Source organism: Leucobacter sp. CX87, from assembly GCF_018682295.1.
Lineage (GTDB): Bacteria > Actinomycetota > Actinomycetes > Actinomycetales > Microbacteriaceae > Cx-87.
Genome location: NZ_JAFIRI010000008.1, coordinates 57,879 through 84,422, shown reverse-complemented (window position 1 = coordinate 84,422; position 26,544 = coordinate 57,879). Strand labels below are relative to the sequence as shown.

At 68.1% G+C, this 26,544-nt stretch carries 21 protein-coding genes; 14 read left to right on the top strand and 7 right to left on the bottom strand.

The annotated features are described in order from the left end of the window. Positions 1-85 precede the first annotated feature (85 nt). The 4 genes from KOE53_RS12135 to KOE53_RS12120 all read left to right on the top strand — a co-directional run bounded on the left by KOE53_RS12135 (position 86) and on the right by KOE53_RS12120 (position 9,419). Entirely contained in the window at positions 86-3,709 is a 3,624-nt protein-coding gene (locus KOE53_RS12135) for an efflux RND transporter permease subunit (RefSeq protein WP_188058657.1), read from the top strand. Continuing rightward, entirely contained in the window at positions 3,706-4,251 is a 546-nt protein-coding gene (locus KOE53_RS12130; protein WP_188058656.1) for a hypothetical protein, read from the top strand. Before KOE53_RS12135 ends, KOE53_RS12130 begins: the two co-directional genes overlap by 4 nt. 286 nt (positions 4,252-4,537) lie before the next feature. After that, positions 4,538-7,195, top strand: a complete 2,658-nt coding sequence (locus KOE53_RS12125; RefSeq protein ID WP_251364329.1) for a DEAD/DEAH box helicase — start codon at positions 4,538-4,540, stop codon at positions 7,193-7,195. Positions 7,196-7,355: 160 nt separating this feature from the next. Next, complete coding sequence (locus KOE53_RS12120) at positions 7,356-9,419, top strand: acyl-CoA dehydrogenase family protein (RefSeq protein ID WP_188058655.1); 2,064 nt, start codon at positions 7,356-7,358, stop codon at positions 9,417-9,419. Between the two features lie 76 nt (positions 9,420-9,495). Here KOE53_RS12120 and KOE53_RS12115 read toward each other — a convergent pair whose 3' ends face one another. After that, on the bottom strand, positions 9,496-9,969 hold the full coding sequence (locus KOE53_RS12115) for a small multi-drug export protein (protein WP_188046412.1): 474 nt from the start codon (positions 9,967-9,969) through the stop codon (positions 9,496-9,498). 194 nt (positions 9,970-10,163) lie between these two features. Between KOE53_RS12115 and KOE53_RS12110 the strand changes: the two genes are divergently transcribed. From KOE53_RS12110 to ypfJ, 4 genes are all read left to right on the top strand, one after another. Further along, a complete protein-coding gene (locus KOE53_RS12110; RefSeq protein WP_188058654.1) occupies positions 10,164-11,375 on the top strand; it encodes a sensor histidine kinase in 1,212 nt (403 codons plus the stop codon). Further along, complete coding sequence (locus KOE53_RS12105) at positions 11,372-12,010, top strand: response regulator transcription factor (RefSeq protein ID WP_188058653.1); 639 nt, start codon at positions 11,372-11,374, stop codon at positions 12,008-12,010. The genes KOE53_RS12110 and KOE53_RS12105 overlap by 4 nt, the downstream gene beginning before the upstream one ends. A gap of 34 nt (positions 12,011-12,044) precedes the next feature. Next, entirely contained in the window at positions 12,045-13,022 is a 978-nt protein-coding gene (gene pip, locus KOE53_RS12100) for a prolyl aminopeptidase (RefSeq protein ID WP_188058652.1), read from the top strand. Between the two features lie 70 nt (positions 13,023-13,092). Further along, positions 13,093-14,007 carry a KPN_02809 family neutral zinc metallopeptidase gene (ypfJ, locus tag KOE53_RS12095; RefSeq protein WP_188058651.1) on the top strand — a complete coding sequence of 305 codons (915 nt, stop codon included), beginning with the start codon at positions 13,093-13,095 and terminating at the stop codon, positions 14,005-14,007. Positions 14,008-14,073: 66 nt separating this feature from the next. Here the strand turns inward: ypfJ and KOE53_RS12090 are convergent, their stop codons facing one another. Together KOE53_RS12090 and KOE53_RS12085 are read right to left on the bottom strand one after the other, a co-directional pair. Beyond that, complete coding sequence (locus tag KOE53_RS12090) at positions 14,074-15,003, bottom strand: LysR substrate-binding domain-containing protein (protein WP_241095519.1); 930 nt, start codon at positions 15,001-15,003, stop codon at positions 14,074-14,076. Next, entirely contained in the window at positions 15,000-15,338 is a 339-nt protein-coding gene (locus tag KOE53_RS12085; RefSeq protein ID WP_188046417.1) for an MGMT family protein, read from the bottom strand. Before KOE53_RS12085 ends, KOE53_RS12090 begins: the two co-directional genes overlap by 4 nt. A gap of 114 nt (positions 15,339-15,452) precedes the next feature. Between KOE53_RS12085 and KOE53_RS12080 the strand changes: the two genes are divergently transcribed. From KOE53_RS12080 to KOE53_RS12070, 3 genes are read left to right on the top strand one after another with little or no spacing between them, the layout of a single operon-like run. Next, complete coding sequence (locus KOE53_RS12080) at positions 15,453-16,607, top strand: ABC transporter substrate-binding protein (RefSeq protein ID WP_188058650.1); 1,155 nt, start codon at positions 15,453-15,455, stop codon at positions 16,605-16,607. Positions 16,608-16,631: 24 nt separating this feature from the next. Next, positions 16,632-17,960, top strand: a complete 1,329-nt coding sequence (locus KOE53_RS12075; RefSeq protein ID WP_188058649.1) for a metal-dependent hydrolase family protein — start codon at positions 16,632-16,634, stop codon at positions 17,958-17,960. A gap of 28 nt (positions 17,961-17,988) precedes the next feature. Further along, positions 17,989-19,281 carry an AraC family transcriptional regulator gene (locus tag KOE53_RS12070; protein WP_188058648.1) on the top strand — a complete coding sequence of 431 codons (1,293 nt, stop codon included), beginning with the start codon at positions 17,989-17,991 and terminating at the stop codon, positions 19,279-19,281. A 23-nt stretch (positions 19,282-19,304) separates the two neighbouring features. Here KOE53_RS12070 and KOE53_RS12065 read toward each other — a convergent pair whose 3' ends face one another. From KOE53_RS12065 to KOE53_RS12055, 3 genes are all read right to left on the bottom strand, one after another. Further along, the gene (locus tag KOE53_RS12065) at positions 19,305-20,042 is read right to left on the bottom strand and encodes a VIT1/CCC1 transporter family protein (RefSeq protein WP_188045828.1); all 738 of its coding nucleotides are present in this window, start codon (positions 20,040-20,042) and stop codon (positions 19,305-19,307) included. A 156-nt stretch (positions 20,043-20,198) separates the two neighbouring features. Then, positions 20,199-21,068, bottom strand: a complete 870-nt coding sequence (locus KOE53_RS12060; RefSeq protein WP_188058647.1) for a M23 family metallopeptidase — start codon at positions 21,066-21,068, stop codon at positions 20,199-20,201. Then, positions 21,065-22,936 carry an ABC-F family ATP-binding cassette domain-containing protein gene (locus tag KOE53_RS12055; protein WP_188058646.1) on the bottom strand — a complete coding sequence of 624 codons (1,872 nt, stop codon included), beginning with the start codon at positions 22,934-22,936 and terminating at the stop codon, positions 21,065-21,067. The genes KOE53_RS12060 and KOE53_RS12055 overlap by 4 nt, the downstream gene beginning before the upstream one ends. A gap of 240 nt (positions 22,937-23,176) precedes the next feature. On the opposite strand from KOE53_RS12055, the gene KOE53_RS12050 reads away from it, so the two are divergent. The 3 genes from KOE53_RS12050 to KOE53_RS12040 all read left to right on the top strand — a co-directional run bounded on the left by KOE53_RS12050 (position 23,177) and on the right by KOE53_RS12040 (position 25,348). Continuing rightward, positions 23,177-23,644 carry an ASCH domain-containing protein gene (locus tag KOE53_RS12050; protein ID WP_188058645.1) on the top strand — a complete coding sequence of 156 codons (468 nt, stop codon included), beginning with the start codon at positions 23,177-23,179 and terminating at the stop codon, positions 23,642-23,644. 326 nt (positions 23,645-23,970) lie between these two features. Then, entirely contained in the window at positions 23,971-24,420 is a 450-nt protein-coding gene (locus tag KOE53_RS12045; protein ID WP_188045824.1) for a MarR family winged helix-turn-helix transcriptional regulator, read from the top strand. A gap of 151 nt (positions 24,421-24,571) precedes the next feature. Next, positions 24,572-25,348 (top strand): SDR family oxidoreductase, encoded by a 777-nt coding sequence (locus KOE53_RS12040; RefSeq protein ID WP_188045823.1) that lies wholly within the window; start codon positions 24,572-24,574, stop codon positions 25,346-25,348. A gap of 69 nt (positions 25,349-25,417) precedes the next feature. Here the strand turns inward: KOE53_RS12040 and KOE53_RS12035 are convergent, their stop codons facing one another. Continuing rightward, entirely contained in the window at positions 25,418-26,470 is a 1,053-nt protein-coding gene (locus tag KOE53_RS12035; protein ID WP_188045822.1) for an LLM class flavin-dependent oxidoreductase, read from the bottom strand. Positions 26,471-26,544: the final 74 nt, after the last annotated feature.

Sequence of the window (26,544 nt, the reverse complement as noted above, 5' to 3'; positions counted from 1 at the left end):
TGCTCTGCCTGACGCCGCCGCAGGGCCGCTCAGCCCACACCTCGCCGCCAGATTCACCCGAGGCGCGCGTGGCATACTCGCAGCTATGCATCTCTTCGCGATCGCGAGTCTCAAGAACCGTGCCCTGATTGCGCTTGTCACGGTGGTGGTGGCCCTCTTCGGCGTCATCTCCATGGGTGGTCTGCGGCAGGAGCTCATGCCGTCGGTGCAGTTCCCGACGATCGCGATTGTCACGAGCTACCCCGGCGCCTCCCCCGAGGTGGTGAACGAAGACGTCTCGGCACCCATTGAGGCAGCCCTCCGCGGCGTCCCGAGCCTCGAGCGCACCACAGCGACGTCATCGACCAACAGTTCGGTGGTGCTCGCCGAGTTCACCTACGGGATCGATCTCGCCTCCACCGAGCAGAAGGTCGAACGCGCCGTCAGCCGCATTGCCGCGGTGCTGCCGGAGGGCGTCGAGCCACAGGTCATGTCGGGATCGCTCGACGACTTCCCCGTCATTCAGATCGCGGTGACGCCCGCGGACGGGAGCGACGCGGAAGAGACCGCGGCGCTCGTAGAGCGCATCGCGATCCCTGAGCTCGGCGATATTGACGGTGTGCGCGAGGCCCAGCTGGTCGGTGCTCGCGGCGACCGCATCGCCATTACCCCGAACGCCGAGACCCTCGCGGCGAACGGCCTCTCTGCCACCGCGATCAGCGACGCGCTGCAGCAGAACGGCATTCTGATCCCCGCGGGAACGGTAACCGAGGGCGACCGCACGCTTGCCGTTCAGGCGGGCGCGACGATCGAATCGGTCGACGAGGTTGCAGCGCTCCCGCTCGTATGGGGCCCCGAGGGGTACATGCAGCCGGTCGCGCCCGTCGCTCCCGACGCAGGTGCCGCTGCGGGCGCGGGCGATCCCGCATTGCAGGATCCTGCCGCTGCCGCGGCTGCTGCCGCCGCGGCCGGTCAGGCCGCCGCGCAGGCGCCCACCATGGCGCCGGCACCCCGCACCCCGCTGACCATCGGCGACGTCGCAGACGTGCGCCTCGAAGCGAACCCGGTCACCGGGATCTCGCGTGTCGATGGCAAGCCCGCGATCACGATCGCGGTGACGAAGCTCGGGACTGCCAACACGGTCGAGGTGTCGCACCAGGTGTCCGACGCGCTGCCTGAACTGCAGAAGGCGCTCGGCGGCGCGACCCTGACGGTCGTGTTCGATCAGGCGCCGTACATCGAGCAGTCGATCCACACGCTCACGATTGAGGGCATGCTCGGGCTCGTCTTCGCGATCCTGGTCATCCTGGTCTTCCTGCTGTCGGTGCGTGCGACACTCGTCACCGCCATCTCGATCCCGACCTCGGTGCTGATGACCTTCATCGGGCTGAACTTCGCCGGATACACCTTGAACATCCTCACGCTCGGCGCGCTGACCATCGCCATCGGCCGAGTCGTGGACGACTCGATCGTGGTGATCGAGAACATCAAGCGCCACCTGGCACCGGGGGTCGACAAGGCGACCACCATTGTCACCGCGGTGCGCGAGGTTGCCGGAGCGATCACCGCCTCGACGCTCACGACCGTCGCAGTCTTCCTGCCGATGGCGTTCGTCGCGGGCATGGTGGGCGAGCTGTTCCGCCCGTTCGCGCTCACGATCACGCTGGCGCTTGCGGCCTCGCTCATCGTCTCGCTGACGATCGTGCCGGTGCTGGCGTACTGGTTCCTGCGCCCCGACCGCGTCAAGACGGTCGCCGCCGGCGACGGTTCGGACGGCAGGGCCGAGCCGGCCCCCGCGGTGCACGGCGAAGAGCGCGTGACCGCGCTGCAGCGCAGCTACCTGCCGGTCATCGCCTGGACGCTGCGCCGCCCGGTCGTCACGATGTTGATCGCCGTGGTGGCCCTCGGTGCCACGGTCGCGGCCGCGCCGCTCATGAAGACGAACTTCATTGGCGCGGACGGGCAAAACTCGATCGGCCTCACCCAGACGCTCGCCCCCGGCACCAGTCTGGACGCGCAGCTCGCCCAGGCCGAGAAGGTCGAGAGCGTGCTCGCGGACGTCGACGGCGTCGAGACCGTGCAGGTGACCATCGGCGGATCCGGTGGCATGTCCGCCTTTGCCGGTGGCAGCAGCGACGGTGCCGTGAGCTACTCGATCACCACCGACCCCGATGCCGACCAGGTCGCGCTGCAGCAGCAGATTCGTGACGCGGTCGACGGGCTCAGTGATGCCGGCGAGTTCACCCTCGGACAGGGCGGGGGCTCGGGCTTCTCGAGCTCGATCGCGGTCGAGATCACGGCTCCTGACCAGGACACGCTTGCCGAGGCGTCCGACGCCATCGTTGCGGCGATGAAAGATCAGCCGACGTTGATGGAGGTCGAGAGCAACCTCGGCACCTCGCGGCCGTACCTGGCGATCACGGTGAACCGGGAAGCTGCGGCGGAGGTCGGCCTCAGCGAGGCCGCGGTCTCTGGCCTCGTCGCGCAGCGCATGCAGCCGTCCCGGATCGGCCAGATCGTGCTCGACAACTCGAGCGTCGGCGTCTACCTGACCGACTCGGCCGTGCCGGCGGATCGCGACGCGGTGGCCGCGATCGAGATTCCCAGCGTGGTTGGCCCCCAGCGCCTCGACGCGATCGCGACCGTGGAGGTCGCGGACGGCCCCGTCTCGATCACTACGGTGGCGGGCGCGAGGTCGGCAACCGTGTCGGCGCTTCCGGTCGGCGACGACCTCACCGCCGCCGGCGCCGAGGTAACCGCGGCCCTGGCCAGCGTCGACCTGCCCGACGGGGCGACCGCCGGCATCGGCGGCGTGATGGCCGACCAGGAAGAGGCGTTTGGGCAGCTTGGGCTCGCGCTGCTGGCCGCGATCCTGATCGTCTACATCATCATGGTCGCGACGTTCAAGAGCCTGCTCCAGCCGCTACTCCTGCTGGTTTCGGTGCCCTTCGCCGCGACCGGCGCGATCGCGCTGCAGATTCTCACCGGCACGCCGCTCGGGGTGCCCTCGCTGATCGGCGTGCTCATGCTCGTCGGCATCGTGGTGACAAACGCCATCGTGCTCGTGGACCTCGTGAACCAACTGCGCGAACGAGGGGTTCCCCTGCGCGAGGCGGTCACGCTGGGCAGCGCCCGCCGGCTCCGCCCGATCCTGATGACCGCGCTCGCGACGATCCTGGCGCTCGTGCCGATGGGGCTCGGCCTCAGCGGTCAGGGAGGCTTCATCTCGCAGCCGCTCGCGATCGTCGTGATCGGCGGCCTGCTGTCCTCGACGGTGCTGACGCTCGTCGTGCTGCCGACGCTCTACTTCCTCGTCGAGGGCGCGCGCGAGCGTGGTGCTGCGCGGCGAACGGAGCGACGCGAGGCGCGCCTCGACGCACGCGACGACCGCCGCGCCGCGAAGCAGGCTGCAACCGCAGCTGCAGCTGCTTCCGCGACGGCGGTGTCGGCAGCGAATGGCGTGACGGAGGCCCATGCAACCGAGGCCGATGCAACCGAGGCCGAGACCGCTGCGGACGCCGTGCGGGCTGAAGATGCCGCGACGGCTGAGGCCGAAGCGGTAGATACTGCCGAGGCGCCACCAGCCAGGCCGGCGATTTCGGGGGACACCCCGGTGGCTGCTCCGCGCGAGTGGGCTGATTTGACCGGCGACCGGCAGGATCCTGCCCCCGAGGTCGAGGCTGCCCCCGAGACTGAACCGACGAACAACCCAGAAGAGGATGCCCGATGAGTCTCGCGAACCAGGATGTAGTGGCCCGGAGCTCGATGATCTCGGGCGACGTCGAGTCGGTGGACGAGCTCTTCGACGACCCGGAGCTGCTGCTTTCGGTTGAGGACCAGCCCGGCGTCGCCGGTACGCGCTGGCGGGAAATGCGTGCTGCGCGGCCGGGTGCGAGCACCGGCGTGATCGAGCTGTCCTACGGTGGCCTGCTGCTCGCCGATGCGCGCCTGAGCGATGAACTATGGCCCTTGTGGTCGTACCTGCTCGCGATGATCGAGGAGTACCTCGCGGACGGCGTCGGCCAGGCGGCGTTCCCGAACCGTCCGGTGCACATCGTGCTGCGTGACCGCGAGGACACGAGCTACTTCGCGGTGGGCGACATCGAACTCGACGTGCACGCGCCAAGCCTCATCCGTGGCCTGCTCGAGGGCGCCGAGGCGTTCTTCACCTGGTTGCTGGAGGAATGCGAGGAAGAGGACGCTGCCGGCGAGCTCGCGGTGATCGGGCAGATTCGTGCCGAGATTGCGGACGAGGACGAGTCGGAGTTCTAGCTCGTTCGAAAGTTTCTCGGGCTTTTCCCGCGGATATCGGGTACAGTCAATTCGTCGGCTTGGATGTTGGCGCGCCCCGAAATGAGGTGGCACGCCCGTATGCATCCGCTAGGCCGGTTCCTGAGGGCGGATAGACCCTCAACTCACTCTGTGATCGGCCCGGCCAAAGACTGCTCGGGGAGCAACCCCATCTTGCTGCAAGTGCAGCGGATCAGCCACGTCTTACGTGCGCTGACTCGCTCGCGGCTCGGTGTTGCCATGCGTTCACCGCACGAAAGGCACCCTTTTGTCGAAGAAAGACGGGCGCGGCTTCAAGCCCGCCAAGAACTACGAACCCAGTCGCGCGACGGGTTCGGCCAGCCCCAAGCACCGGGGCCACCGCCCCGATGAGACCCCCGGTAAGGGCCGTTGGAGCCAGGACGATCGGGCTCTGCGCAGCTCGGATCGCGGCCCGGCCCGCGGCTACGACCGCGCCGACCGCGGCGACCGTTCAGCCCGCCCCGAGCGTGACGGCGGCTGGCAGAATCACCCTCCGCGCGACGATCGCGGTGGCTTCCGCGGAGGTCGCGATGCGCGTTCGAACGACCGCAACAGCACCGGCGGTGACCGCCCGCAGCGTCGTTACTTTGACGAGGCAGGCGCCGAGCGCCGCGGTGGATCGCAGGATCGTCCGCGTCGTGATTATGGCTCCGACGCTCCCCGTCGCGATTTCAAGTCGGATGGCCCGCGCCGTGACTTTGGCAACGATCGTCCGCGTCGTGATTTCAACAACGATGGCCCGCGTCGTGAGTTCAACTCCGATCGCCCCCGTCGGGACTTTACCAACGACGGCCCGCGCCGCGATTTTGGCAACGATCGCCCGCGTCGTGATTATGGCTCCGACGCACCGCGTCGTGACTTCAAGTCGGACGGCCCGCGTCGTGACTTTGGCAACGACCGTCCCCGCCGTGATTTCACCAATGATGCTCCCCGTCGTGAGTTCAACTCGGATCGTCCCCGCCGCGACTTCGGCAGCGATCGTCCGCGTCGTGACTTCACCAACGACGCCCCGCGCCGTGAGTTCAACTCAGATCGCCCCCGCCGCGATTTCGGTGGCGAGGCCCCGCGTCGTGACTTCAAGTCGGACGGCCCGCGTCGTGACTTTGGCAACGACCGTCCCCGTCGGGACTTCAACAGTGACGCTCCGCGCCGTGAGTTCGGCAACGATCGCCCGCGCCGTGACTTTGGCAGTGATGCCCCGCGCCGCGAGTACGGCAACGACCGTCCGAAGCGCGACTACAACTCGGATCGTCCCGCTCGCGATTTCGGCAGCGATCGTCCCCGTCGTGACTACAACAGCGATGCTCCGGCCCGCGACTTCAAGTCGGATCGTCCCCGTCGCGATTTCAATAGCGGTCGCCCCGCGCAGGGCTACGTCAGCCGTGAGAACCGCACCCCGGGCAGCTTTACGCCGTCCGAGGACGTAGTGCTCGAGCGGCTCAAGGCGAAGCAGATCGTCGCTGAGGATGCCGCAGGCAAGACCTTCGCTGACCTCGGTCTCGGCGACAACATCGTCCGCGTTCTGGCCGGCATGGGTGCGGATGCGCCGTTCCCGATTCAGGCAGCCACGATTCCCGAGGTGCTCGCTGGCCGTGACGTGCTCGGCCGCGGCCGCACCGGCTCGGGCAAGACCATCGCGTTCGGCGCCCCGCTCGTCGAGCGTCTGCTCAAGCTCAAGGCTGAGGGCGCGTTCGACAACGACCCGCCCCGTGAGCGCCCCGAGCGCATGGTGCGCGGCGAGCGTCCGGTGAAGAAGCATCGTCGTGTTGCTGCCCGCAAGCCGAAGGCCATCATCTTGGCCCCGACTCGCGAGCTCGCGCTGCAGCTCGACCGCACCGTCCAGCCCATTGCTCGCGCGGTGGGTCTGTACACGACTCAGGTCTACGGCGGGGTGCCCCAGGCACGCCAGGTGGGCGCGATTGAGCGTGGCGTCGACATCATCATCGGCACCCCCGGCCGCATCGAGGACCTGATGCGTCAGGGGCACCTCGACCTGCGCGAGGTCATCATCTCGGTGCTCGACGAGGCCGACCACATGTGCGACCTCGGCTTCCTCGAGCCGGTGCAGCGCATCCTGCGCAGCACTGCGCACAAGTCGCAGAAGCTGCTCTTCTCGGCCACCCTCGATCAGGGCGTGGCGAAGCTGGTCAATGAGTTCCTGCAGGATCCCGCCGTGCACGAGGTGGCTGGCGAAGATCAGGACTCGAGCACGATCGACCACCAGGTCATCGTCGTCACGCGCGAAGACAAGATTGCGGTGCTCAAGCAGTTCGCAGACCGCGACGGCAAGACCTTGGTCTTCACCCGCACCCGTGCGTACGCCGAGCAGCTCACCGAGATGTTCGAGGACATCGGCGTTTCCGCCGTTGCCTTGCACGGTGACCTCAACCAGGCACGTCGCACGCGCAACCTCGAGCGCCTGACCTCGGGTCGCGCGAGCATTCTCGTCGCAACCGACGTCGCCGCACGTGGCATCCACGTGGACGACATTGACCTGGTCATCCAGGCCGATGCGCCCGACGACTACAAGACGTACATGCACCGTGCCGGCCGCACGGGCCGTGCGGGTAAGTCGGGCACCGTGCTCACGATCATCCCGCGTCAGCGTCAGAGCCGAACCAGCGAACTGCTGGCGCGCGCCGAGATCACCCCGAGCTTCTTCTCGGACTTCTACCCGGGCGACGAGCTTCCCGCGGCGAAGTTCAAGTCGGCTCCTGTCGAGAAGGCTCCGACCGAGAAGGCACTCAAGAAGGCCGCGCGGCGTGCCGCCGAGGCTGCGGCCGACGAGGCTGCGCTGAACTCGCAGGTGGAGGCGACCTTTGTGGTCGACGAGCCCGCGGAAGACGTTGCGGCCGAGACCGTCGGGACCGCCGCCGTAGAGCCCGAGGGCACCGCGGCCGTATAGCGTTATCGAACAACTCGGCAAGCTCTGATTTAGAGCATGTGTCCAACAAGGCCGCGGTGCGGTTCTCCACGATTGTGGGGAGCGCGCCGCGGCCTTGTCGCGTGTACGGGGCAGGCCTAGCCTGGAGGCACTTCGTCACCGCGAACACAAAGGATGCTCGATGACCGACACTGCCGTCTCCACTGCCAGCGCCTCCACCCCGGCCCAGCCGAACGCCGAACGCCAGCCCCGCCTCAACGTCGCCCGCGTGGGCGAGGTCCTGCTCGGCCGCTGGAAGACCGAACGCCTCGAATCCCGCACGCTCTGCGCTGACCCGCGCATGCACTCCATCCCGGGGCAGTCGATGCAGGAACAGCGCGAGCGCGTGCTCGGGCAGCTGCAGATCATGGTGGACGAGGACGCGATTCAGCGCGCGTTCCCCAGCGATCTCGGCGGCTCCGACAACCACGGCGGCAACATCGCCGCCTTCCAGGAGGTCGTGTTCGCCGACCCGTCGCTGCAGATCAAGGCCGGCGTGCAGTGGGGCCTCTTCGGCTCCGCGATCCTGCACCTCGGAACCCGGCCCCACCACGAGCGCTGGCTGCCGGACGTCGTGAACTTCAAGATTCCCGGCGCGTTCGCCATGACCGAGATCGGACACGGCTCGGACGTTGCCTCGATTGGCACGACCGCGACCTATGACCCGGCGACCGAGGAATTTGTCATTCACACGCCGTTCAAGGGCGCGTGGAAGGAGTATCTCGGCAACGCCGCGCTGCACGGGCGGGCCGCGACGGTCTTTGCTCAGCTCATCACGAACGGCGTGAACCACGGGGTGCACTGCTTCTTCGTGCCGATCCGTGACGAGAACGGCGAGTGCCTCCCCGGCATCGGCAGCGCCGACGACGGGGTGAAGGGCGGCCTGAACGGCATCGACAACGGGCGCCTGCACTTCACGAACGTCCGCATCCCTCGCACGAACCTCCTCAACCGTTACGGCGACGTCGCCCCCGACGGCAGCTACAGCTCGCCGATCGCGAGCCCCGGGCGCCGGTTCTTCACCATGCTGGGCACCCTCGTGCAGGGTCGCGTGTCGCTCGATGGCTCGGCGGTGAACGCGATGAAGGTCGGTCTCGACATCGCGATCCGGTACGGCCTCGAGCGTCGCCAGTTCGCCGGGACTGATGGGAAGGAACAGGTGCTGCTCGACTACGGCCTGCACCAGCGCCGCCTGTTGCCGCGGCTCGCGGAGACCTACGCGATGGCATTCGCGAGCGAGAAGCTGCTCGTGACGTTCGACGAGGTGTTCTCGGGTGCCAACGACTCGGACGCCAACCGTGAGGACCTCGAGACGCTGGCCGCCGCGCTCAAGCCGCTGTCGACGTGGGCGGCGCTCGACACGCTGCAAGAGACTCGCGAGGCATGCGGCGGTGCCGGCTTCATGGCGTCCAACCGCATCACGGGGCTCCGTGCCGATCTCGACATTTTCGTTACGTTCGAGGGCGACAACAATGTGCTGCTGCAGCTCGTCGGCAAGCGACTGCTCACCGACTACGCGGCGCAGTTCAAGGACGCTGACGCGGCGACCCTGGCGCGAGCGGCGGCCGGACAGCTCGGCGAACGGGCGAGCAAGTTTGGCCTGCGCCAGCTCGCACAGAGCGTCTCGGACCTCGGCCAGGTGGCCCGCTCGGTCGAGAGCCTGCGCGAGACTGATGCGCAGCGCCAGCTACTGACCGACCGGGTCGAGACCATGGTCGCGGAGGTCGCCCAGGTACTGAACGCCGCACGGAAGGTGGGCAAGGCCGCACAGGCCGAGGCCTTCAACGCCCAGCAGCACCGCCTGATCGAGGCGGCTCGCGCCCACGGCGAGCTCCTGCAGTGGGAAGCATTCACCGAGGCGCTCGAGCAGTTCAGCGGCGACACCCTGACGGTGATGACCTGGCTGCGCGACCTCTTCGGTTTCTCGCTGCTCGAGCGGCACGCGGCGTGGTATCTCGTGCACGGGCGCCTCTCCGGTCAGCGCACCGAGGCGGTTACCGCTTATACGGATCGCCTGATCGGCCGGATCCGCGAGCACGCGCTCGACCTCGTCGACGCGTTCGGGCTCACCCCGGAGCTGGTGCGCGCCGAGATCGCCACCGGCATCGAGCGCGAGCGCCAGGACGAGGCGCAGGCGTATGTTGCTGCGGCGCAGGCCGCAGGAACCTGGCCCGTGCAGGAGAAGACGCTGCGCGCGGCGAAGTAGGCGCGAGGGCCTCCGCGAGAGCGCAGCGAGCCCGGGCAAGGAGGATCCGGCCCGGGCTCGCTGCGTTCTTCGGCGCTTAGCGCAGCACTGCCACGCCGAGCGTCGCGAGCACCCCGAACGCCACGCCCCAGAGGATGATCGAGATGATCTGCCAGAGGATTACCGCGTTCTTCGAGGCACCGAACGACACCATCGCAGCCGAGGTGATCTGGCTGGGCAGGAACACCTGACCGAGCAGGCTGACGCCGGGAACCCCGTACTGCTCGAGGCGCTGACGCAGTTTCTCGCGGCGGGGCGACAGCTCCTGGGGGGCGCGCTTCGCGGTGACTTTCTCGCGGACACCATGCGTCCCGAGCACAAACGCGAGCATCGAGGCGATGTTCCCGACGATCGCCGCGACGATCGCGACGACCGGGTTGATTCCTGAAATCACCCCGATGGCCGAGCCGAAGTAGGACTCCACAAACGGGATCGCCGAGATGAGGAGCACCCCGAGCCACTGGAAGATCTCGGGAAGCGAAGCGGTGAAGTCCTGGAGCGTCTGGAACATGGTGAGCCTTTCGAAGCGATGATTGCGGCCGCGCCGCCTGCAAGAGCAGGGGTGTGCGGCGATGACTCAATCCTTCCGGGGCGCAGCACACCGCACTAGTGCCCCCTTGTCACGTGTTAGCGAGCGATTGTGCACGGTCGATTCGTGACATCTGTCACGGGTCGGCAGGCGCGCCGCGGCCTAGGCTTGATTCAATGACCGGCCCTCACCATTCCACCCGGCCAGGGGATGGCGTGCACGCCACCTGGACCTACACGCTCGGCTCGATCGTCTTCTTCTTCGCGATGATCGACGCGCTGATGCTGGTGAGCCTTGCCGAAAGCGCGACGCGATCGGGAGCGCCGCTGGAGTACCTGCTGCTGTTCGCCATCGTTGCTGCCTCGGTCGTCCAAATTCGGTACTGCTGGTTTCTGCGCGTGGGTGCGGGCGGCGGGTTTTTGTCGACGGGGTGGACCGTCGCGCTCGTTGCCCCGGCGGCACTCAGCTGGACGCTCGCGTGGGTACTTCCTGCACATACCCTCTTCGCCGCCCTCCCGGTCTGGCTGAGCTGCTCGCTCGTCGTGTGCCTCCTGCCGCGCTCGCGTCGCCTGCCCTTGCTCGCGGGGGCGGGGGTGCTCGCCGCGCTCCCGGTCGCGGTGCACGCCCTCCTCGGAGTCGAACCGCTGAATCTCTGGGGGAGCGGCCCGGACCTCCTCGTGGTGGTCTACGCCCTCATGCTGCCCCTCATGCTGCTGCTGAGTCTGTGGTTCTGGCGCGTCGTGCTGCGGCTCGATGAGAGCCGGCTGGTCGCCGGTGAGCTGGCGGTCACCCAGGAGCGGCTGCGCTTCGCCGCCGATCTGCACGACATCCAGGGACATCACCTGCAAGTCATCGCGCTCAAGGCGGAGCTTGCCGAACGGTTGCTCGAACGCGACCCTGCGGCGGCCGCCGACCAACTGCACGAGGTGCGCATGATTGCGAAGACGGCCATGGAGGAGACGCGCTCGCTCGTCGCGGGGCTCCGCGAGGTCACGTTGGATGCCGAGCTCGAGAACGCGCGCGAGGTGCTCGCCCTCGCCGGCGCCGACTGCGCGCTCGACCTCGGCCCCCTTCCCGCCGACCGGCGGGTGCGCCGGGCTCTCGCGCTCTGCGTGCGCGAGGCGACCACCAACATCCTGCGGCACAGCGACGCGCGGTCCGCGTCGATCGTGCTGCGCGCCACCGCTGAGGGCTGCACCCTGCAGGTCACGAACGACGGGCTTGCGCCTGTGCAGGATCCCGCCGCTCGTGCCCCGGGTTCCGGCCTCGCCGGCCTGCGCGAGCGGGTCGTGGAACTCGGCGGCTCGCTCGAGGCGAGCGTCGATCCAAGCTCCGATCGGCATGAGTTGCTCGTCTGGGTTCCGGTTCGCGCGGGGGTGCCCGCATGACCGGGAAGATTCGCCTGCTTCTCGCGGACGACGAGCACCTGATTCGGGGCGCCCTCGAGGCGCTGCTCGGGCTCGAGCCCGACATCGAGATCGTCGCGAGCGCCGACAACGGCGTGTGCGCCGTGCGGCTCGCTCGCGAGACGCGGCCCGACATCTGCCTGCTCGACCTCGAGATGCCGCAGGCGGACGGGCTCGAGGCGGCCGCGCGGATCCTGCAGGAGACGCCGGAGCCCGGGCACTCGCAACGTCCGCTTCCCCGCGTCATCATCGTGACCCGCCACGCCCGGCCGGGGGTGCTGCGCCGCGCCCTCGCAGCCAAGGTGTCCGGCTTCGTGCCGAAGTCGACCGCGGCGGGAGACCTGGCCGACGTGATCCGCGACGTCGCCGCGGGCAAGCGCTACATCGACCCTGAGATCGCGGCGGCGGCACTCTCGGCCGAGCGCTGCCCGCTCACTGACCGTGAGCTGGACGCGCTGCGCTCAAGCCGTGCGACGACGAGCGTGCAGGAGATCGCTGACCAGCTGTTCCTGTCGCCGGGCACCGTGCGCAATTACCTGTCGTCCGCAATCACGAAGCTGGGCGCGAGCTCCCGGCACGCCGCGGCCGAGCAGGCCTGGCAGCAGGGCTGGATCTAGGGGGCCTGAGAGGGGACTCGATTAGGCTGGCCGCATGAGTCAGACGCTGCGCGAGATGTTCCCCCCGATCGAGCCCTACCTCACCGGGATGCTGCCGGTCGGCGACGGGCATGAGGTGTATTTCGAGGAGTGCGGAAACCCGGACGGGCAGCCCGTCGTGTTCCTGCACGGCGGCCCCGGGGGCGGCTGCTCGCCCGATCACCGCCGCTATCACGACCCCGAGAAGTACCGGATCGTCCTGTTCGACCAACGCGGCTGCGGCCGCAGCACCCCGCACGCGAGTGCCCCTGGCGCGGACCTCACGTCGAACACCACCTGGCACCTCGTAGCCGACATCGAGCGGCTGCGCACGCACCTCGGCATCGATCGGTGGCAGGTGTTCGGCGGATCCTGGGGCTCGACGCTCGCGCTTGCCTACGCACAGACGCACGCCGAGCGCGTGACGGCACTCGTGCTGCGGGGCATCTTCACCCTCCGCAAGAGCGAGATCGACTGGTTCTATCAGTCAGGCGCCTCGTTCCTCTTCCCGGATGTCTGGGAGGAGTACCTCGCGCCCATCCCCGAGGCCGAGCGCGGCGACCTGGTCGCCGCATACCACCGACGCCTGTTCGACGCCGACCCGGCGGTGCACGTGCCCGCGGGTGTTGCGTGGACGGTGTGGGAGAACTCGACCATCCGGCTCGTCCCGGACGCCGCGGGCATCGCGGAGGCCCGGGCGGACGTCGACGCGGCGGTCGCGTTCGCCCGCATCGAGAACCACTACTTCACGAACGCGGGCTGGATGGAAGACGGTCAGCTCATTCGCGAGGCGCGCGAGAAGCTCGCCGGGATCCCGGGCGTCATCGTCCAGGGGCGGTACGACGTATGCACGCCGGCGGTCACCGCATGGGACCTGCACCGCGCGTGGCCCGAGGCCGAGTTCGAGATGATCGGCGACGCGGGCCACGCCTCGAGCGAGCCCGGAATTGTCGATGCCCTGGTGCGCGCGACCGAGCGATTCACCACGCCATAGAGGTACCGCGCCGTCGATAGACTGACGACAGTTTCGGCGACCGCCGAGCAGCCGAGCCGAGGAGGCCGAAGTGACGTTCAACGACAACGTCCGCGTTGACACCAGCAAGGTCCAGCGCCGTACCGGTGGAAGCGGCGGCGGTGGCCGTGGCGGTCTGAAGATCGCCGGCGGCGGTCTCGTCGGCGTTATCGTGCTGTTCGTCGTGGGCCAGCTGCTCGGCGTGAACCTCCTGGGCAGCGGAGGAATTGGCGGGCTGGGGAGCCTCGGCACCGTCTCTGACCAGAGCACCCAGTCGGTCACGACCGACAACCTTGATGAGTGCCAGACGGGCGAGGCGGCGAACGTCGACGACGTCTGCCGCATGACGGCCGCGAGCGACTCGATCGACCGCTACTGGGCGACCCAGGTCGGGAACTATCGCGCGCCGGGCGTCGTCCTGTACGACGGCTCGACCCAGTCGGGTTGCGGCCCGGCGACCGCGGACGTCGGACCGTTCTACTGCCCCGCCGACGAGTCGATCTATGTTGACACCGCCTTCTTCCAGACGCTCCGCACCGACTTCGGGGCCTCGGGCGGATCTCTCGCCCAGATGTACGTGCTCGCGCATGAGTGGGGCCACCACATCTCGAACCTCATCGGCTCGATGAACCTCGCGGGCCGCGACTCCGGCCCGACCTCGGGTTCGGTCCGCCTCGAGCTGCAGGCCGACTGCTTCGCCGGAGCCTGGACGCGCAGCGCCTCGACCGTCTCGGACGACAGCGGCGTGCCGTTCCTGAAGCCCGTGACGACCGAGCAGATCGCGGACGCGCTGAACGCGGCGGCCGCGGTGGGCGACGACAGCATCCAGCAGCGCTCGACCGGCAGCATCAACCCCGAGGGCTTCACCCACGGCACGTCGGAGCAGCGCCAGCGCTGGTTCCAGACCGGCTATGACCAGGGCCCGACGGCCTGCGCGACGTTCGACGTCGACGGCTCGCAGCTGTAGCATCCCCGCAGAGACACCAATGGCGTCGGTGCTCCGGTTTCCCGGGCACCGACGCCATTGTTTGCGCTACTTCTTCTTGCGCTTGTCGAGGCGCTTGATGGCCTTGTTGCGCTCGGCCTTTTCCTGCACCGCGGCGAGCTGAGCGCCGCGCGAGTTGCGCTTGAGCTGCGGCTTCTTGGGCACCTGTAGCTGCGGCTTCGCGACCTTTTTCGGTGCGGCCTGGACGTCTTCGGGCTCGGGCCGCGAGCTGCGCGAGGTGCGCCCGCGCAGGATCCCGGCGAGCTGCTGCACGTCAGACGAGTCACGGCCGACGCGCCAGGTTGCCCAGACGCTGCTGCCGATCAGCGGCGGGTCGGCGATGATCGGGATGATCACGTGCTCTTTCTTGTTGATGAGGTGCCGCGCGAGCGGGATCGGCATCAGGATCGAACCGGCGCCGGTCGCGACGAGCTGCAGGGTGGCCCGGATGTTCTTCGGCATCCATGCGGGGTCGGCCCACGGCTCGGCGTCCGGCCATTCGGGGGAGTGGTCGGGGTGATCGAGCAGCGGCGTGTACGCGATATCGGTCATCCGCACGGCCGGCTCGTCCGCAAGTTCGTGTCCCTTGGGCACGACGAGTCCCATCGACTCGGTGTAGAGGAACATCGCGTGGCGCGTGATCTTCGCCTCCGTGTCTGTGTCCGAGTCCGGCGTCCAGATGACGCTGCCGTGCTCGGCCGCACCCTCAGGGATCTCGCCCGGGGCGGTGCGCTCGATGACGACGTCGCAGTCAGCAGCGAGCTCGGAGGTGCGGCCAAACGCCATGTTGAGCGGGACCATCTCGAGGACGCGACCGGGGACGGCGGCGCGCCAGCGGCGCTCCCACTTGCTGGGCGCGATACCGCGGGCGAAGCCCAGGCGCAGCGGCGGCGGGGTCAGGTCGAACTCGGTGCCGAGCGGAAGTGCCTCGGCAGGATCCTGCCCCTGGGTAGCTGGAGTGGTCGGGGTCTCGTTCACGGCGCAACTTTCGCGTAGATGTCGTGGGAATAGGGAAGCCGCGCGCTCGAGAGCGCGAGCCGGTAGTCATCGGGGGCGAGGACCCCGCGCAGCGGAGTGTCTTCCTCGCGGTAGTGCGGCAGTGCAAGCCTGGCGTGGCCCTGGGGCGGCAGGCCACTTGCGGGCACCACCCTCCACCAGGGTACGGCGTGTCCGTACAGTGCGAGTACCTGACCGACCGCGCGCGGGGCGTTTGACCCAATCGCGTAGGCGACATCGCCGTACGTCATGACGCGCCCAGCGGGAATGCGCGTCACCGTGGCGAGCACTGCGTCGACAAACTCTGGGCTGGGCACGCACTCAGACTACGCGGTGCGGATTGGCATGTCTTTCCGTCCGAATCGGCATGTTCTGGGCGCTCACAGTTTCGTAGCCTCGGGTGAACCCGGAAATCGACCCCTGGAGGCGTCATGACTTCGAGCACACGAACGCAGCTGCCGCAGTTGAGCCGGCGGACCCTGTTGCGCCTGGCGGGAACCGGGGCCGGGCTGCTCGGACTGTCGACCCTTGCCGGGTGCGCCCCCTCGGCTCCGGGATCCTCCCCGCTGGTCTGGGGAAACTGGACGTTCACGATGGACTTCGACGAGGAGACCCAGAGCTACCCGACGCTTGAGCAGTTCACGAAGCAATCGGGCATTCCGGTCGACTTCCTCGAGGACATTGACGACAGTGCGACTTTCTACGCGAAGATCCGGGAGCAGCTGCAAAAGGGGAGCTTCCCCGGCTACGATCTCTTCAATTTCGCCGACGACTTCACGGCGCGCGTCATCGAGAACGGTGAGGTGCAGGAGATCAATCACGCGAACGTTCCGAACCTTGCGAACGTGCTGCCGCTGATGAGTAGTCCCGCCTACGACCCGACGCTGCAGTACAGCGTGCCGTGGCAGGGCGGGATGACGGGGCTCTGCTACAACACGAAGTTGTACCCGAAGGGGATCCGGAGCATGGCCGACCTGACCGAGCCCGCGCTCGAAGGTCGCGTGAGCGTGCTGTCCGAGATGACCGACACCGTGGGGCTCACACTGCTGGGGCAAGGCGTGGACGTGTCGGGTGACTGGGGCGATGCGGAGTTCGAGCGGGCGCTCGCCGAGATCAGTGAGCGCGTCGAGTCGGGGCAGTACGCCCAGGTCAAGGGAAACTCGTACACGCAGGACCTCCAGAGCGGCAACATCTGGGCCGCGATGTGCTGGTCGGGCGACGTGCAGGTGCTCAACGACGAGGCGGGCGAGGAACTCTTCAAATGGGTCATTCCGGAGGAGGGCGGGACGAAGTACGTCAACTCGATCCTGGTGCCGCGCGGAACCGAGCGCATGGCCGACATCGAGCAGCTCATCGACTTCTATTACCAGCCCGACGTGATGGCCGAGGTCACCGCGTACACCGCGAGCGTGCCGCCGGTTACCGGGGTGCGGGAGGAACTCGCGAAGATTGACCCCGCGCTGGCGGACAGCCCCATGCTGTTCCCGAGCGAAAAGGACGCGGAGCGGATCTACGACTTCCGACTGTTGACGCCCGCGGAGACGAAGACGTACACCGGACAGTTCCTCAAGGTCCTGGGCCTCTAGGCGCAGGGGACGGAGATGAAAAAGATGACACTTCCCCACGGCTTCGCGCTCTGCGACGTGACGATTGTCGACGGCACCGGAGCTGATGCGCAGCCGCGCCCTGACTCGTTCATTGAGGTGCGGGGCAAACGGATCACCGCGATGGGGCCAATGGCCGACTTCGTGGCGCGGCCAGAGATCGACGTGGTCTCGTTGCCGGGTCACTTCGTGATGCCCGGGCTGATCGACGCGCACGTGCACCTCTCGGGCGGCCGTGCCGACGTCGACGACCAGGAGATGGGAGTCGTCGCCGAGCCGATGCTCCTCAAAGCGATGCGCTCGGTGTACGAGGCGCAACAGCTCCTCAAGCGCGGCTTCACTACTGTCCGCGACATCTCGTGGAACGGGCTGTACCTCAAGCGGCTGTTCTTCGAGCAGACGATTCCCGGCCCCAAGGTCGTCGCCTGCGGCCCCGGCCTCTCCCGCACCGGCGGCCACGCCGACCTACACCAGTTCACCCCTGACTATGTCGCCGAGGCCGGGGTGTGGGGCCTGATTGCTGACGGCCCGGAAGAGGTTCGCAAGGCGGTGCGGAGAAACCTTCGCGAGGGCGCCGACGCCATCAAGATTTGGGTGAGCGGCGGGGACAACTGGCCCCACGATCGCATTGACGACGTGCACTACTCGATGGAGGAGGTGCGCGCGTGCGTCGACGAGGCGCACCGGCAGACGGGGACGATCGTCGCGGCCCACGCCGAGAATCGGGAAGCGATCGAGATGGCGATCGACGCCGGTTGCGACACGATCGAGCACGGCGAGGACATCGACGAGGCGCTCGCCCAGAAGATGGTTGCGAATGGCACGATTCTGGTGCCGACGCTGCAGCTCATCGTCAACTGGTACCGCGACTTCATCCCGCTCGGCGAGGGCGAGCGAACGCAGATCAGGCCCGACGCCTTCCTCTACCGGGACCTGTACGAGGAACGCACCGAGGAGATGGGCGAGGCGTACGGCGCCGCGGCCGAGACGAGTTTCCGCACGGCGCTCGCCGCCGGGGTCAAGATCGCGCTGGGCTCGGACACCGTGTACGAGCCGCTCACGAAGTACGGCGAGTACAGCGCGCTCGAGTTCCGCGCGCTCGTGCAGTGCGGCATGACGGTGCCGCAGGCGATTCACGCGGCGACCGCGGTGTCGTCCGAGGCCGTCGGAATGTCGCACGTGATCGGCACCCTCGAGACGGGCAAGCTCGCGGACCTGCTCGTGCTGCGGGCCGACCCGACGTCGAGTGCCGAGGTCGTCTACGACGTGGCGAACCACGCGCGCGTGTATTGCGATGGCAAGCTCACCGTGCGGGACGGCGAATTCGTCTGGTAGCGAGAGGGCCGCGTACCCTGAACTCACCATGCTTAGGGACGACGAGAGCTTCGCGAGGCGCACTGTAGCGGTCGGTCGGACGCGGATGCATCGGCACCCGGGCGTCGCCGAGATTGTCCTGGTACTGCGTGGCTCGCTCCATGTCACCGTGAGCTGCGAGCAGTTCAGTCTGACGGTGGGCGATTTTGCGGTGCTGAACGCTGGTGATCCGCACCTGCTCGTGGGCTCGGACGACAACGTCACCGCCCTGGTGCACGCGCGCCTTTCGGACTTTTCGGACGCGGTGCCCGGGATCGACGGGGTGATCTTCGCCTGTGAGTCGTTCGATCTCGTGCGGTCTCGCGGGCAGGAGGACGCGCTTCGCCAGCAACTACTGGGGGTGCTGCAGGCGGGCGAGGAGGTGGCGCGGTCTCGCGTCGCCGAGTTACTCACCGAGCTCTGTGGCGGGTACGCCTACGAGGACTATTACGAGCGGCGGCAACGGCTCAGCACGATGCGCCGGGTGCAGTTTCGGGAGATCGTGGGGGCGATGCGTGCCCGCCTCGCGGAGCGCGACGTGCTCGATCAGGTGGCCGAGTCGCAGCACTATCACAAGAACTCGCTGTCCCGGATCGTGCGCGACGCCACGGCGGTGAGCTTTAGTGACCTCCTGACCTTCCTGCGCGTCGCCGAGGCCGAGGTCGCGCTGCTCGAGTCCGACGCGACGGTCTCTCGGATCGCCTCGGACTGCGGGTTCTCAGACGCGAAGTACCTGACACGGGCGTTCCGGGCGTGGTTCGGCGAGCGGCCAGCAGATTTTCGGCGCCGGGTGCGCCCGCTGATGGCCTGCGACGAGCGGATCGTCGACGCGGGGGCCAAAGGTGAGGCGCTCGTGGAGGCGATGCGGCGGGCCCCGGCGAGCGGGCCATCCTTGCCCCGCCTCAGCGTGACCCCGCTGCTGGTCAAGAACCTAGGCAGCCGGTCAGATCTGTTCCGGTCGATCGCCTCACACCAGGATCCGGGCAGTGCGCCGCCGCTCTCCCCGGCGCCCCGGGCCCCGCATATCTTGCCGATTCGGGTGCCACTCGATGGGGCGTCGCCGCTCGGTTGGACGGATCTGTTGCGCGGGATTGACCGAGCCAGGTTTCAGCCGGTCCTCGTGTTGCCGCTCGGCGACTCGGAGGTGCTCGCGGAGCTGATCGTTCAGGTGACGGCGCTCGATGTCGCCCCGCCGATGTACTGGATCGCGTACGAGACCGGGGCGGCCGAAGCGGCCGAGCGGCTCGCATGCGAGCTCGCAGAGCGGTGTGGGATCGAGGCGACCCCGGTGGCGGCGGGGTAGTCAGCTGCAATCGAGCCGGCAAGCTACATCGAGTCGACCCCGAGTAGCGTGCCAATCGCGAACGTCGCGGCCACGGCGATGCCGCCAAAGACCAGCTGGCGGAGCGCGCCGCGCAGCCAGTTCTTCCGGGTGAAGGTCGCCGCGATTCCGCCGGCGACCAGCAGGCCGACCCCGCCGAAGGCGAGGCCGAGCCACAGCTCGCCAGAGCCGAACAAGAACGGGATCAGCGGGACGAGCGCGCCGAACGAGAAGAAGACGAAGGACGAGACCGCCGCGACCCACGGTGAGGGCTTGTCGTCAGGGTTGAGCCCGAGCTCGTGGGTGAGGTGCACGCGCAACGCGTTCTCGTCATTCGAGTGCACCTGAGATGCGGCGAGCGTCGCGACGTCGGCGTGCATGCCGAACTTTGTGAACAGCACGGCCAGCTCCGCCTGTTCCCCCTGCGGGTTGCGCGCGAGAGCGGCGCGCTCGGTGCGGACCTCCGAGTCCACCTGCTCGTTGGCGGTGCGGACGGAGGTGTACTCGCCGAGCGCCATCGAGATCGCGCCAGCGATGAGCCCCGAGACGCCGGTCACGATGACAATGCCCGGGGCGGCGCCCGCCGCCGCGACACCCGCGATCAGGCCGATGTTCGAGACGAGCCCGTCCATGGCGCCAAACACCGAGGCGCGCAGCCAGCCCGACGACACGTTTGCGTGCGAGTGGTCGTAGGCGTGCGGGTCGGAAAGCTCGAAGTCCTCGGGTGAGGCGTCGCGTGGCATGAATGGCTCCAGAATCCTGCCGCCGTGTGGCGGTCAACTGGCCACGGTAGCAAGTTCGGCGGCAGAGGGAGAAGCCTGGTTGCGGGCTGCTTGGGGCGGAAGAAAAAGTTCGTCTCGGCGAACATTTCATGCGGGCCCGTCAGGAACCCGCCGGAACTACTCCGCCCGAGGCTCGGGCTCTCCGCCCGTCAGGTGCTGTCCGTTGCGGGGCATCCCGTCGGCAGGATCCTGCCCGTCGATCGAAATCTCTGAGAAGGCAAACGGGACGCCCTGAGCCGTCCAGAACGAGGCGCGGTCCATGAGCTGTGCGTGCACGTGCGGCTCGGAGCTGTTGCCCGAGTTGCCGCAGGCGCCCACAATATCCCCGGCACGCACGGTATCGCCGACGTTCACCGTCTTCGAGCCCTGAGACAGGTGTACCGTCGCCGCGAAGTCGCCGTTCGCGTCGCGAACCACGACGTGGTTGCCGACGACGAAGCCGGGCCCGCCGAGCTCGCGCACCGCGCCCTCGGCCATCAGGTAGGCGAACGCGATGAGGTTCGTGCGGGAGCGGTGGTCGCGGCGCCAGTCGCTCGCACGCACCACGACCCCGTCGACCATCGAGACCACGGGCTGGCCGAAGGCCTTGAACTCCTGCGGCTCGCGCATTGCGGGCCAGGTGCCGAAGGCGGGCCGGGCGTATCCCTCTGGCTCGAACACGAGATCGACGGCGTGAGCCTGGCCGTAGGCGCGCGTGCCGTGGCTCGGCGTCTGAGACGCGGGGCTGTTCATCGCGAGCCAGCGCCCGCTCACGGGGGAGTGCACCGTGACCCGTTGCCGCTGAGGAATGGCCTTCGCGCCAAACATGGCGAGCAACAGGCAGAGCAGCCAGCCCGCGAGCCCGGCGACGACCAGACCCAGCAGGATCGCGTCGGCGACCTCACCTTCGAGGAAGCGCCCGAAGAGGGCCACCGCGACCAGCACGGCCGTCGCGGCGAAGAAGATCGCGCCGCGAACGCGGTAGAGCGCGAGGACTGCTGGGTTCAACGGTGGGCTCCCTCGGGGCGGGTGACGGGCTGGTGACCCGCATCAGGAAGGTCACGAATCCACTGTACGGGAGCCGTGCTGTGCCCCGACCCGGCGGGCTGCGCGGGCGAGATGCGCAGCTCGTGGCCCGCCCAGCGCTCGCGCAGCCAGCGGTCGTGGCTCGCGATGACGACGGCCCCGGCAAATGTCGAGAGCGCCTCCTCGAGTTCGTCGACGAGCGCGAGCGACAGGTGGTTGCTGGGTTCGTCGAGCAACAGGATCTCGGGCGGCCTTGCGACAAGAGCTGCGAGCGCGACCCGCCGCTGCTGACCGATACTCAGCTGCCCGACTGGTCGACCGAGATCGCGCCTCGAGAGCAGCCCGGCGCCCGCGAGGGGTCGCTCCTCGGCGAGGTCTGCTCCCAGCGTGGCAAAGTACCAGGCCTCGGCGGTGCGGGACGGGTCGACGAACGTGGTCTCCTGGTGCAGCAGCGCGCAGCTCATGCCGTCAGCCAGAGTGACCACGCCGCCGTCCGCGGCCAGCTCGCCGGCCATGACGCGCAGCAGCGTCGACTTCCCGCTGCCATTGGGTCCGGTGATCAGGATCCGCCCACCCGCCGAAACCCCCAGCGAGACGGGCGCGAGCCGGCCGTGCACCGAGAGGTCTGTGGCTTCAAGCAGCGTCGGCGTATCCGCCCGCGGCTCGTCAGGGTCCCCGATCCCCGCAAATTGCAACGGCTCGGGCGGTCGCCGCACACGGTCCCGCTCGAGTGTCTCGAGGCGTACCGTCGCGTTGCGTGCGCGCCGGGCCGTGACGCGGGAATCCTTGTCGGAGTAGAACTTCTTGCTGATTCGAGACTCGGATTTCGATTCATGCTTGCGGTTCACCTCGCGTGAGCCCACTTCGATCTCGTGCGTGAGATCAGCGATCGAGCGCTGTTCGGCGGCGTAGCGATCGCGCCACCTGCGCAGCTCGGCGGCCCGCTCGGCGCGCAAGGCGGAGTACCCGCCCGGTCGGGTGCCGTGGACGCGCACGCCCATGCCCGCGCCCGGGTCATCGGTGGTCGCCCGCTCGGTGGCCCCCTGATCTTTCGCGGCAGGCTCTGCGCCGGCAGGATCCTGCCCAAGGAAGCTCGCCGCATCGGCGAGCTCAGTTGAGCGCAGCGCCCGCGGGTCGAGGTCGAGCACCCGTGTCGCGACCCGGTCGATCAGCGTGCGGTCGTGGCTCGCGAACACGACGAGGCCGCGCCAGTCGGTGAGTACGCTCTCAAGGTACGCGATGGCCGCGTCGTCCAGGTGGTTGCTCGGCTCGTCGAGCAGTAGGGCGTCGGGGGCGGCGAGCAGGAGCGCCGCGAGGGCGAGGCGCACCCGTTCGCCGCCGGAGAGCTCGCCGATGGGGCGGTCGTGGGGCACGGCACCGAGTGAGAGCCCGGAGAGCACGGCGGCGACCCGTGGCTCAATCTGCCAGGCACCGAGCAGCTCAGCCCGGTCGAGCGCGGCCGAGTAGAGCTCAGCGCTCGCGTCGTCCGAGGGATCGGCGGCGAGGCCGGCCGCGGCGCGCTCGATGTCCGCGAGGGCCGCGAGCGGCTCGGCCAGGGCGTCGTCGAGGACGGCCCGCACCGGGGTGATCGCCGAGAAGGGAAGCTCCTGCGCGAGCATCCCGGTGCGCGGTGGGCGCGAGACAGATCCTGCGTCGGCGGTGTCGAGCCCCGCGGCGATGCGCAGCAGGGTCGACTTGCCGGTGCCATTCTCGCCAATCAGGGCGAGCCGGTCGCCCGGCGACGCGGTGAAACTGATGTCGCTCAGCACCCGGCGATCGCCGAAGCTGCGCGACACGCCGTCGATGACGAGCGGGCGGGTGGGGGTGTGCGTGAGAGATGAGTGTGGCAACTGAGCCTCCGAAGTGCACCGCAGCGGGCGCGGTAGCAAGCGAGTCTCGCGGGGCTGTGCCGAGCGCCGTCGCCGATCTCGGACGCATCGACCTGGGGCGGGATGCGGAGATGTGGGGCGCGGCAGCTTCGACGCCTCAGGCGCGAAACAGTGCGGAGTTAGATCTTCACGAGTTCGAGTCTACCGGCGCTGGCTCAAAAGAAAAGCTCGGAGGCTGGGCGGATTTGTATGCTGAGTCGAATGGACACGTCATCGGCGATCGAAGAGTTTTGGCGCGCGATTCGCGCCGAGCGACCAGAGCTTTCGGAAGAAACCCCCGAGGTTTGGGCGTTTGGCGCAACCTCAGCGCAAGCCGATGGGCTGCTCGCCCTCGTGCTCGCCGGGACGAAAACCGGTACTGCCTCATCGCTCTGGGACTACGAGGAGACCGGTGACCCCCTCCCGACCGAGGGTGAGCTGAGCATCATCCTCGACGGGGCAGGCGTGCCGCAGGCCGTCATCGAGACCACCGAGATCCGGGTCGTCCCGTTCCTCGAGGTGTCCGCGGAACACGCGCACGCCGAGGGCGAGGGGAATCGCACGCTCGCGCACTGGCGCGAGGTGCACGAGCGCTACTGGCGCCTGTACTCCGAGAACCCGCGCGGGTTCGAGCCCGAGATGCCGGTGGTGTGCGAGCGGTTTCGGCTCGTGCACCCGCTATCGGGCTAGTTCGCGCCCTCTGTGCTCGGCGGCTTTGGTGCCGGGCACTTCAGCTGCGTCGGTAGGCCGGGGCCACCGCGGTCGATCCGGTGGTCCTTCATCGGCTGCGTGCAGACGGGACACCTCGGATCTACCGGAGCGACGGGTGCTGGCTCGTTGCGGTCTCCGAGCTGCGAGGGTCCCTCGATTTGGTACAGAAATCGCTGCACGGCCGCGTAGGCCCCCGGAACGCCGTCGTAGGGACTTCTGTGCCAGAGCCGTAGCTTCTTCTCTCGTTTGCCCACAAACAAAACCCTATCATGTTTGTTTGTGGGCAAACGAGATAGCATTGAGCTATGGAGAAACTCCCGATCGACGCCCTTGAACTTGATCGACAGGTCTGCTTCGCGCTCGCGGTCGCGAGCCGGGGAGTGATTGGGATCTATCGGCCGATTTTGGAGCCGCTGGGGCTGACGCACCCGCAGTATCTCGTCATGCTGGCGCTGTGGGGAGAGCCGCCGGTGCGCTTCCGGGACCTCGCGGACATGCTGCGGCTTGATCCTGCCACGCTGACACCCATCGTGAAGCGGCTCGAGCAGTCGGGCCTGATTGAGCGCGCCCCGCTCGAGGGTGACGAGCGCACGTTCACGCTCGCGCCTACCGCGGCGGGCGTGGCGCTGCGGGAGCAAGCATTGAATGTGCCGCCCGCCGTGATCGACCGGCTTGGCATGCCGATTGAGCGGCTGATGGCGCTCCGCGACGAGCTCGCCGCGGTGATCGAGGCGGTGGATCGCGGGCCAAGGTAGCGCGCGCCGACGCCCGGTGACCGACTCGAGCGAGTCCTCGGAATTCCGGTCAGTCTGAATGCCTCGAAAGTTTCTCACCGCACGGAGCCCTCATAGGAGATGCTGAGACAGTCGCAACGTCGCGGCGCACAGCACCGAGGGAAGGACCAGCATGTCGAGAACCTATGTTGTAACCGGGGCCGCGAGCGGAATCGGCAAGACCACTGCGGAACTGCTGCGAGCGCAGGGGAATACTGTTATCGGCGTTGACCTTCACGACGCAGACATCAACGTGGACTTGACGACAGCGACCGGTCGAGAATCGCTCGTAGCCGAAGCAACTCGTCTGAGCGGCGGCAATATCGACGCCGTCCTGGCGATCGCGGGCCTCGCGGCAGCCATTCCCGCGACCGTGGGCGTGAACTACTTTGGGATGGTGGCAACCCTCGAGGGGCTGCGTCCGCTTCTCGCCGGATCCGACGCCCCGCGTGCGGTGGGCGTCGCCTCGATGGCATCGATTCTTCCCGTCGACGACACCCTTGTTGAGCTCATGCTCTCTGGCGACGAAGCGGGGGCCCTCGCGCGGACCGCCGTGCTTGCGAGTGATCCCGCAACTGAGAATCACATCTATTCCTCGACCAAGAAGGCGTTCGCGATTTGGGTTCGCCGGAATGCGGCGACCGCGGCGTGGGCCGGGGCTTCGATCCCGCTCAACGCCATCGCGCCGGGGGTCATCAAGACGCCGATGACGGCGCCGTTGCTCTCGACCGAGGAGGGCCGAGCGCAAGTCGCTATGGTGCCGATGCCGCTCAATGGATTTGCCGGGCCTGAAGTGCCTGCAAACCTGCTCGTCTGGCTTACCAGCGTGGAGAACAGTCACCTCTGTGGGCAGGTGATCTTCATTGACGGTGGCAGTGATGTCGTGATTCGCGGCGATTCGACCTGGTGATTCCTCGAGGGTGAGTTGCCGGGGTGGGCTGGTGCGCACCCCGGCAACGCGTGCTCATCGAGAATGCGGTCAGACCGCCACGCCCTGCACGGGTCCCTCGAAGTTCGGCTTCCAGCCGAGCCCCGGCGCGACGTGCTTCGCGAACGACTCGAGCACGTGGAGGTTGTACTCCGGGCCGAGCTGGTTCGGAATCGTGAGCATGAGCGTGTCCGCCGCCATCACGGCGGGGTCGCGCTTGAGCTGCTCGATGAGCACATCGGGCTCGGCCGCGTAGGTCTTGCCGAATGTCGAGCGCATGCCGTCGATGATGCCGATCTGGTCGCCCGAGTCCTGGCCGCGCAGGCCGAAGTAGGCGTGGTCCGTCTCATTCATGAGCGGGAACACGCTGCGGCTGACCGAGACGCGCGGGGCGCCCGTATGGCCGGCGGCCCGGTAGGCGGCCCGGAACGCCATGATCTGCTCGTACTGCAGCTCGTGGAAGGGGCGCCCGTCGGCCTCGGTGAGCAGGGTCGAGCTCATGAGGTTGAGGCCGAGGCGGCCAGTGTCTTCCGCGGACGCGGCGCTCGCCGAGCCCCACCAGATGTGATCGCGCAGCGTCTCCGAGCGCGGCTCGATGGGCAGCTGGACGCCCTGGCCATACTGCTTCGGGTCGGCCGGGGCGATCCCGTTCCCGTCGATCGCTTCGAGGAACAGGGCGAACTTCTCGCGGGCGATGTCGGCGCCTCGGGGGTCCTCCGAGCCGGTGTAGCCGAAGGCCTCGTAGCCGCGCAGCGCCGGCTCGGGTGATCCCCGGCTCATGCCGAGTGCGATGCGCCCGCCCGCGATGATGTCGAGCGTCGCCGCCTCCTCGGCGAGCTGCAGCGGGTTTTCGTAGCGTAGGTCGATGACACCCGTGCCGACCTCGATGCGCTGCGTGCGCGCGGCGATCGCACTCAGCAGGGGCATCGGGGATGCCGCCTGGCGTGCGAAGTGGTGTACCCGGAAGTATGCGCCGTTGACGCCGAGCTCGTCGGCGCCCTGGGCGAGATCGATCGATTGCAGGATCATGTCGCTCGCGCTGCGCGTGGCGGTGCCGGGGACGTCGCCATAGTGGCCAAATGAGAGGAATCCGAATGCGTGCATGATGGGTAAAACTCTATTCACGTGAATGTTATTCCCGGTCCCCGCGGAAACCTCTGCGCCGGTATCGTGAGGAC

What these genes read in the sequence shown, in the direction of transcription:
- KOE53_RS12135 (WP_188058657.1), top strand. Translation starts at nt 86, where the DNA reads ATGCATCTCTTCGCGATCGCGAGTCTCAAGAACCGTGCCCTGATTGCG.
- KOE53_RS12130 (WP_188058656.1), top strand. Translation starts at nt 3,706, where the DNA reads ATGAGTCTCGCGAACCAGGATGTAGTGGCCCGGAGCTCGATGATCTCG.
- KOE53_RS12120 (WP_188058655.1), top strand. Translation starts at nt 7,356, where the DNA reads ATGACCGACACTGCCGTCTCCACTGCCAGCGCCTCCACCCCGGCCCAG.
- KOE53_RS12115 (WP_188046412.1), bottom strand. Translation starts at nt 9,969, where the DNA reads ATGTTCCAGACGCTCCAGGACTTCACCGCTTCGCTTCCCGAGATCTTC.
- KOE53_RS12110 (WP_188058654.1), top strand. Translation starts at nt 10,164, where the DNA reads ATGACCGGCCCTCACCATTCCACCCGGCCAGGGGATGGCGTGCACGCC.
- KOE53_RS12105 (WP_188058653.1), top strand. Translation starts at nt 11,372, where the DNA reads ATGACCGGGAAGATTCGCCTGCTTCTCGCGGACGACGAGCACCTGATT.
- pip (WP_188058652.1), top strand. Translation starts at nt 12,045, where the DNA reads ATGAGTCAGACGCTGCGCGAGATGTTCCCCCCGATCGAGCCCTACCTC.
- KOE53_RS12080 (WP_188058650.1), top strand. Translation starts at nt 15,453, where the DNA reads ATGACTTCGAGCACACGAACGCAGCTGCCGCAGTTGAGCCGGCGGACC.
- KOE53_RS12075 (WP_188058649.1), top strand. Translation starts at nt 16,632, where the DNA reads ATGACACTTCCCCACGGCTTCGCGCTCTGCGACGTGACGATTGTCGAC.
- KOE53_RS12070 (WP_188058648.1), top strand. Translation starts at nt 17,989, where the DNA reads ATGCTTAGGGACGACGAGAGCTTCGCGAGGCGCACTGTAGCGGTCGGT.
- KOE53_RS12065 (WP_188045828.1), bottom strand. Translation starts at nt 20,042, where the DNA reads ATGCCACGCGACGCCTCACCCGAGGACTTCGAGCTTTCCGACCCGCAC.
- KOE53_RS12050 (WP_188058645.1), top strand. Translation starts at nt 23,177, where the DNA reads ATGGACACGTCATCGGCGATCGAAGAGTTTTGGCGCGCGATTCGCGCC.
- KOE53_RS12045 (WP_188045824.1), top strand. Translation starts at nt 23,971, where the DNA reads ATGGAGAAACTCCCGATCGACGCCCTTGAACTTGATCGACAGGTCTGC.
- KOE53_RS12040 (WP_188045823.1), top strand. Translation starts at nt 24,572, where the DNA reads ATGTCGAGAACCTATGTTGTAACCGGGGCCGCGAGCGGAATCGGCAAG.
- KOE53_RS12035 (WP_188045822.1), bottom strand. Translation starts at nt 26,470, where the DNA reads ATGCACGCATTCGGATTCCTCTCATTTGGCCACTATGGCGACGTCCCC.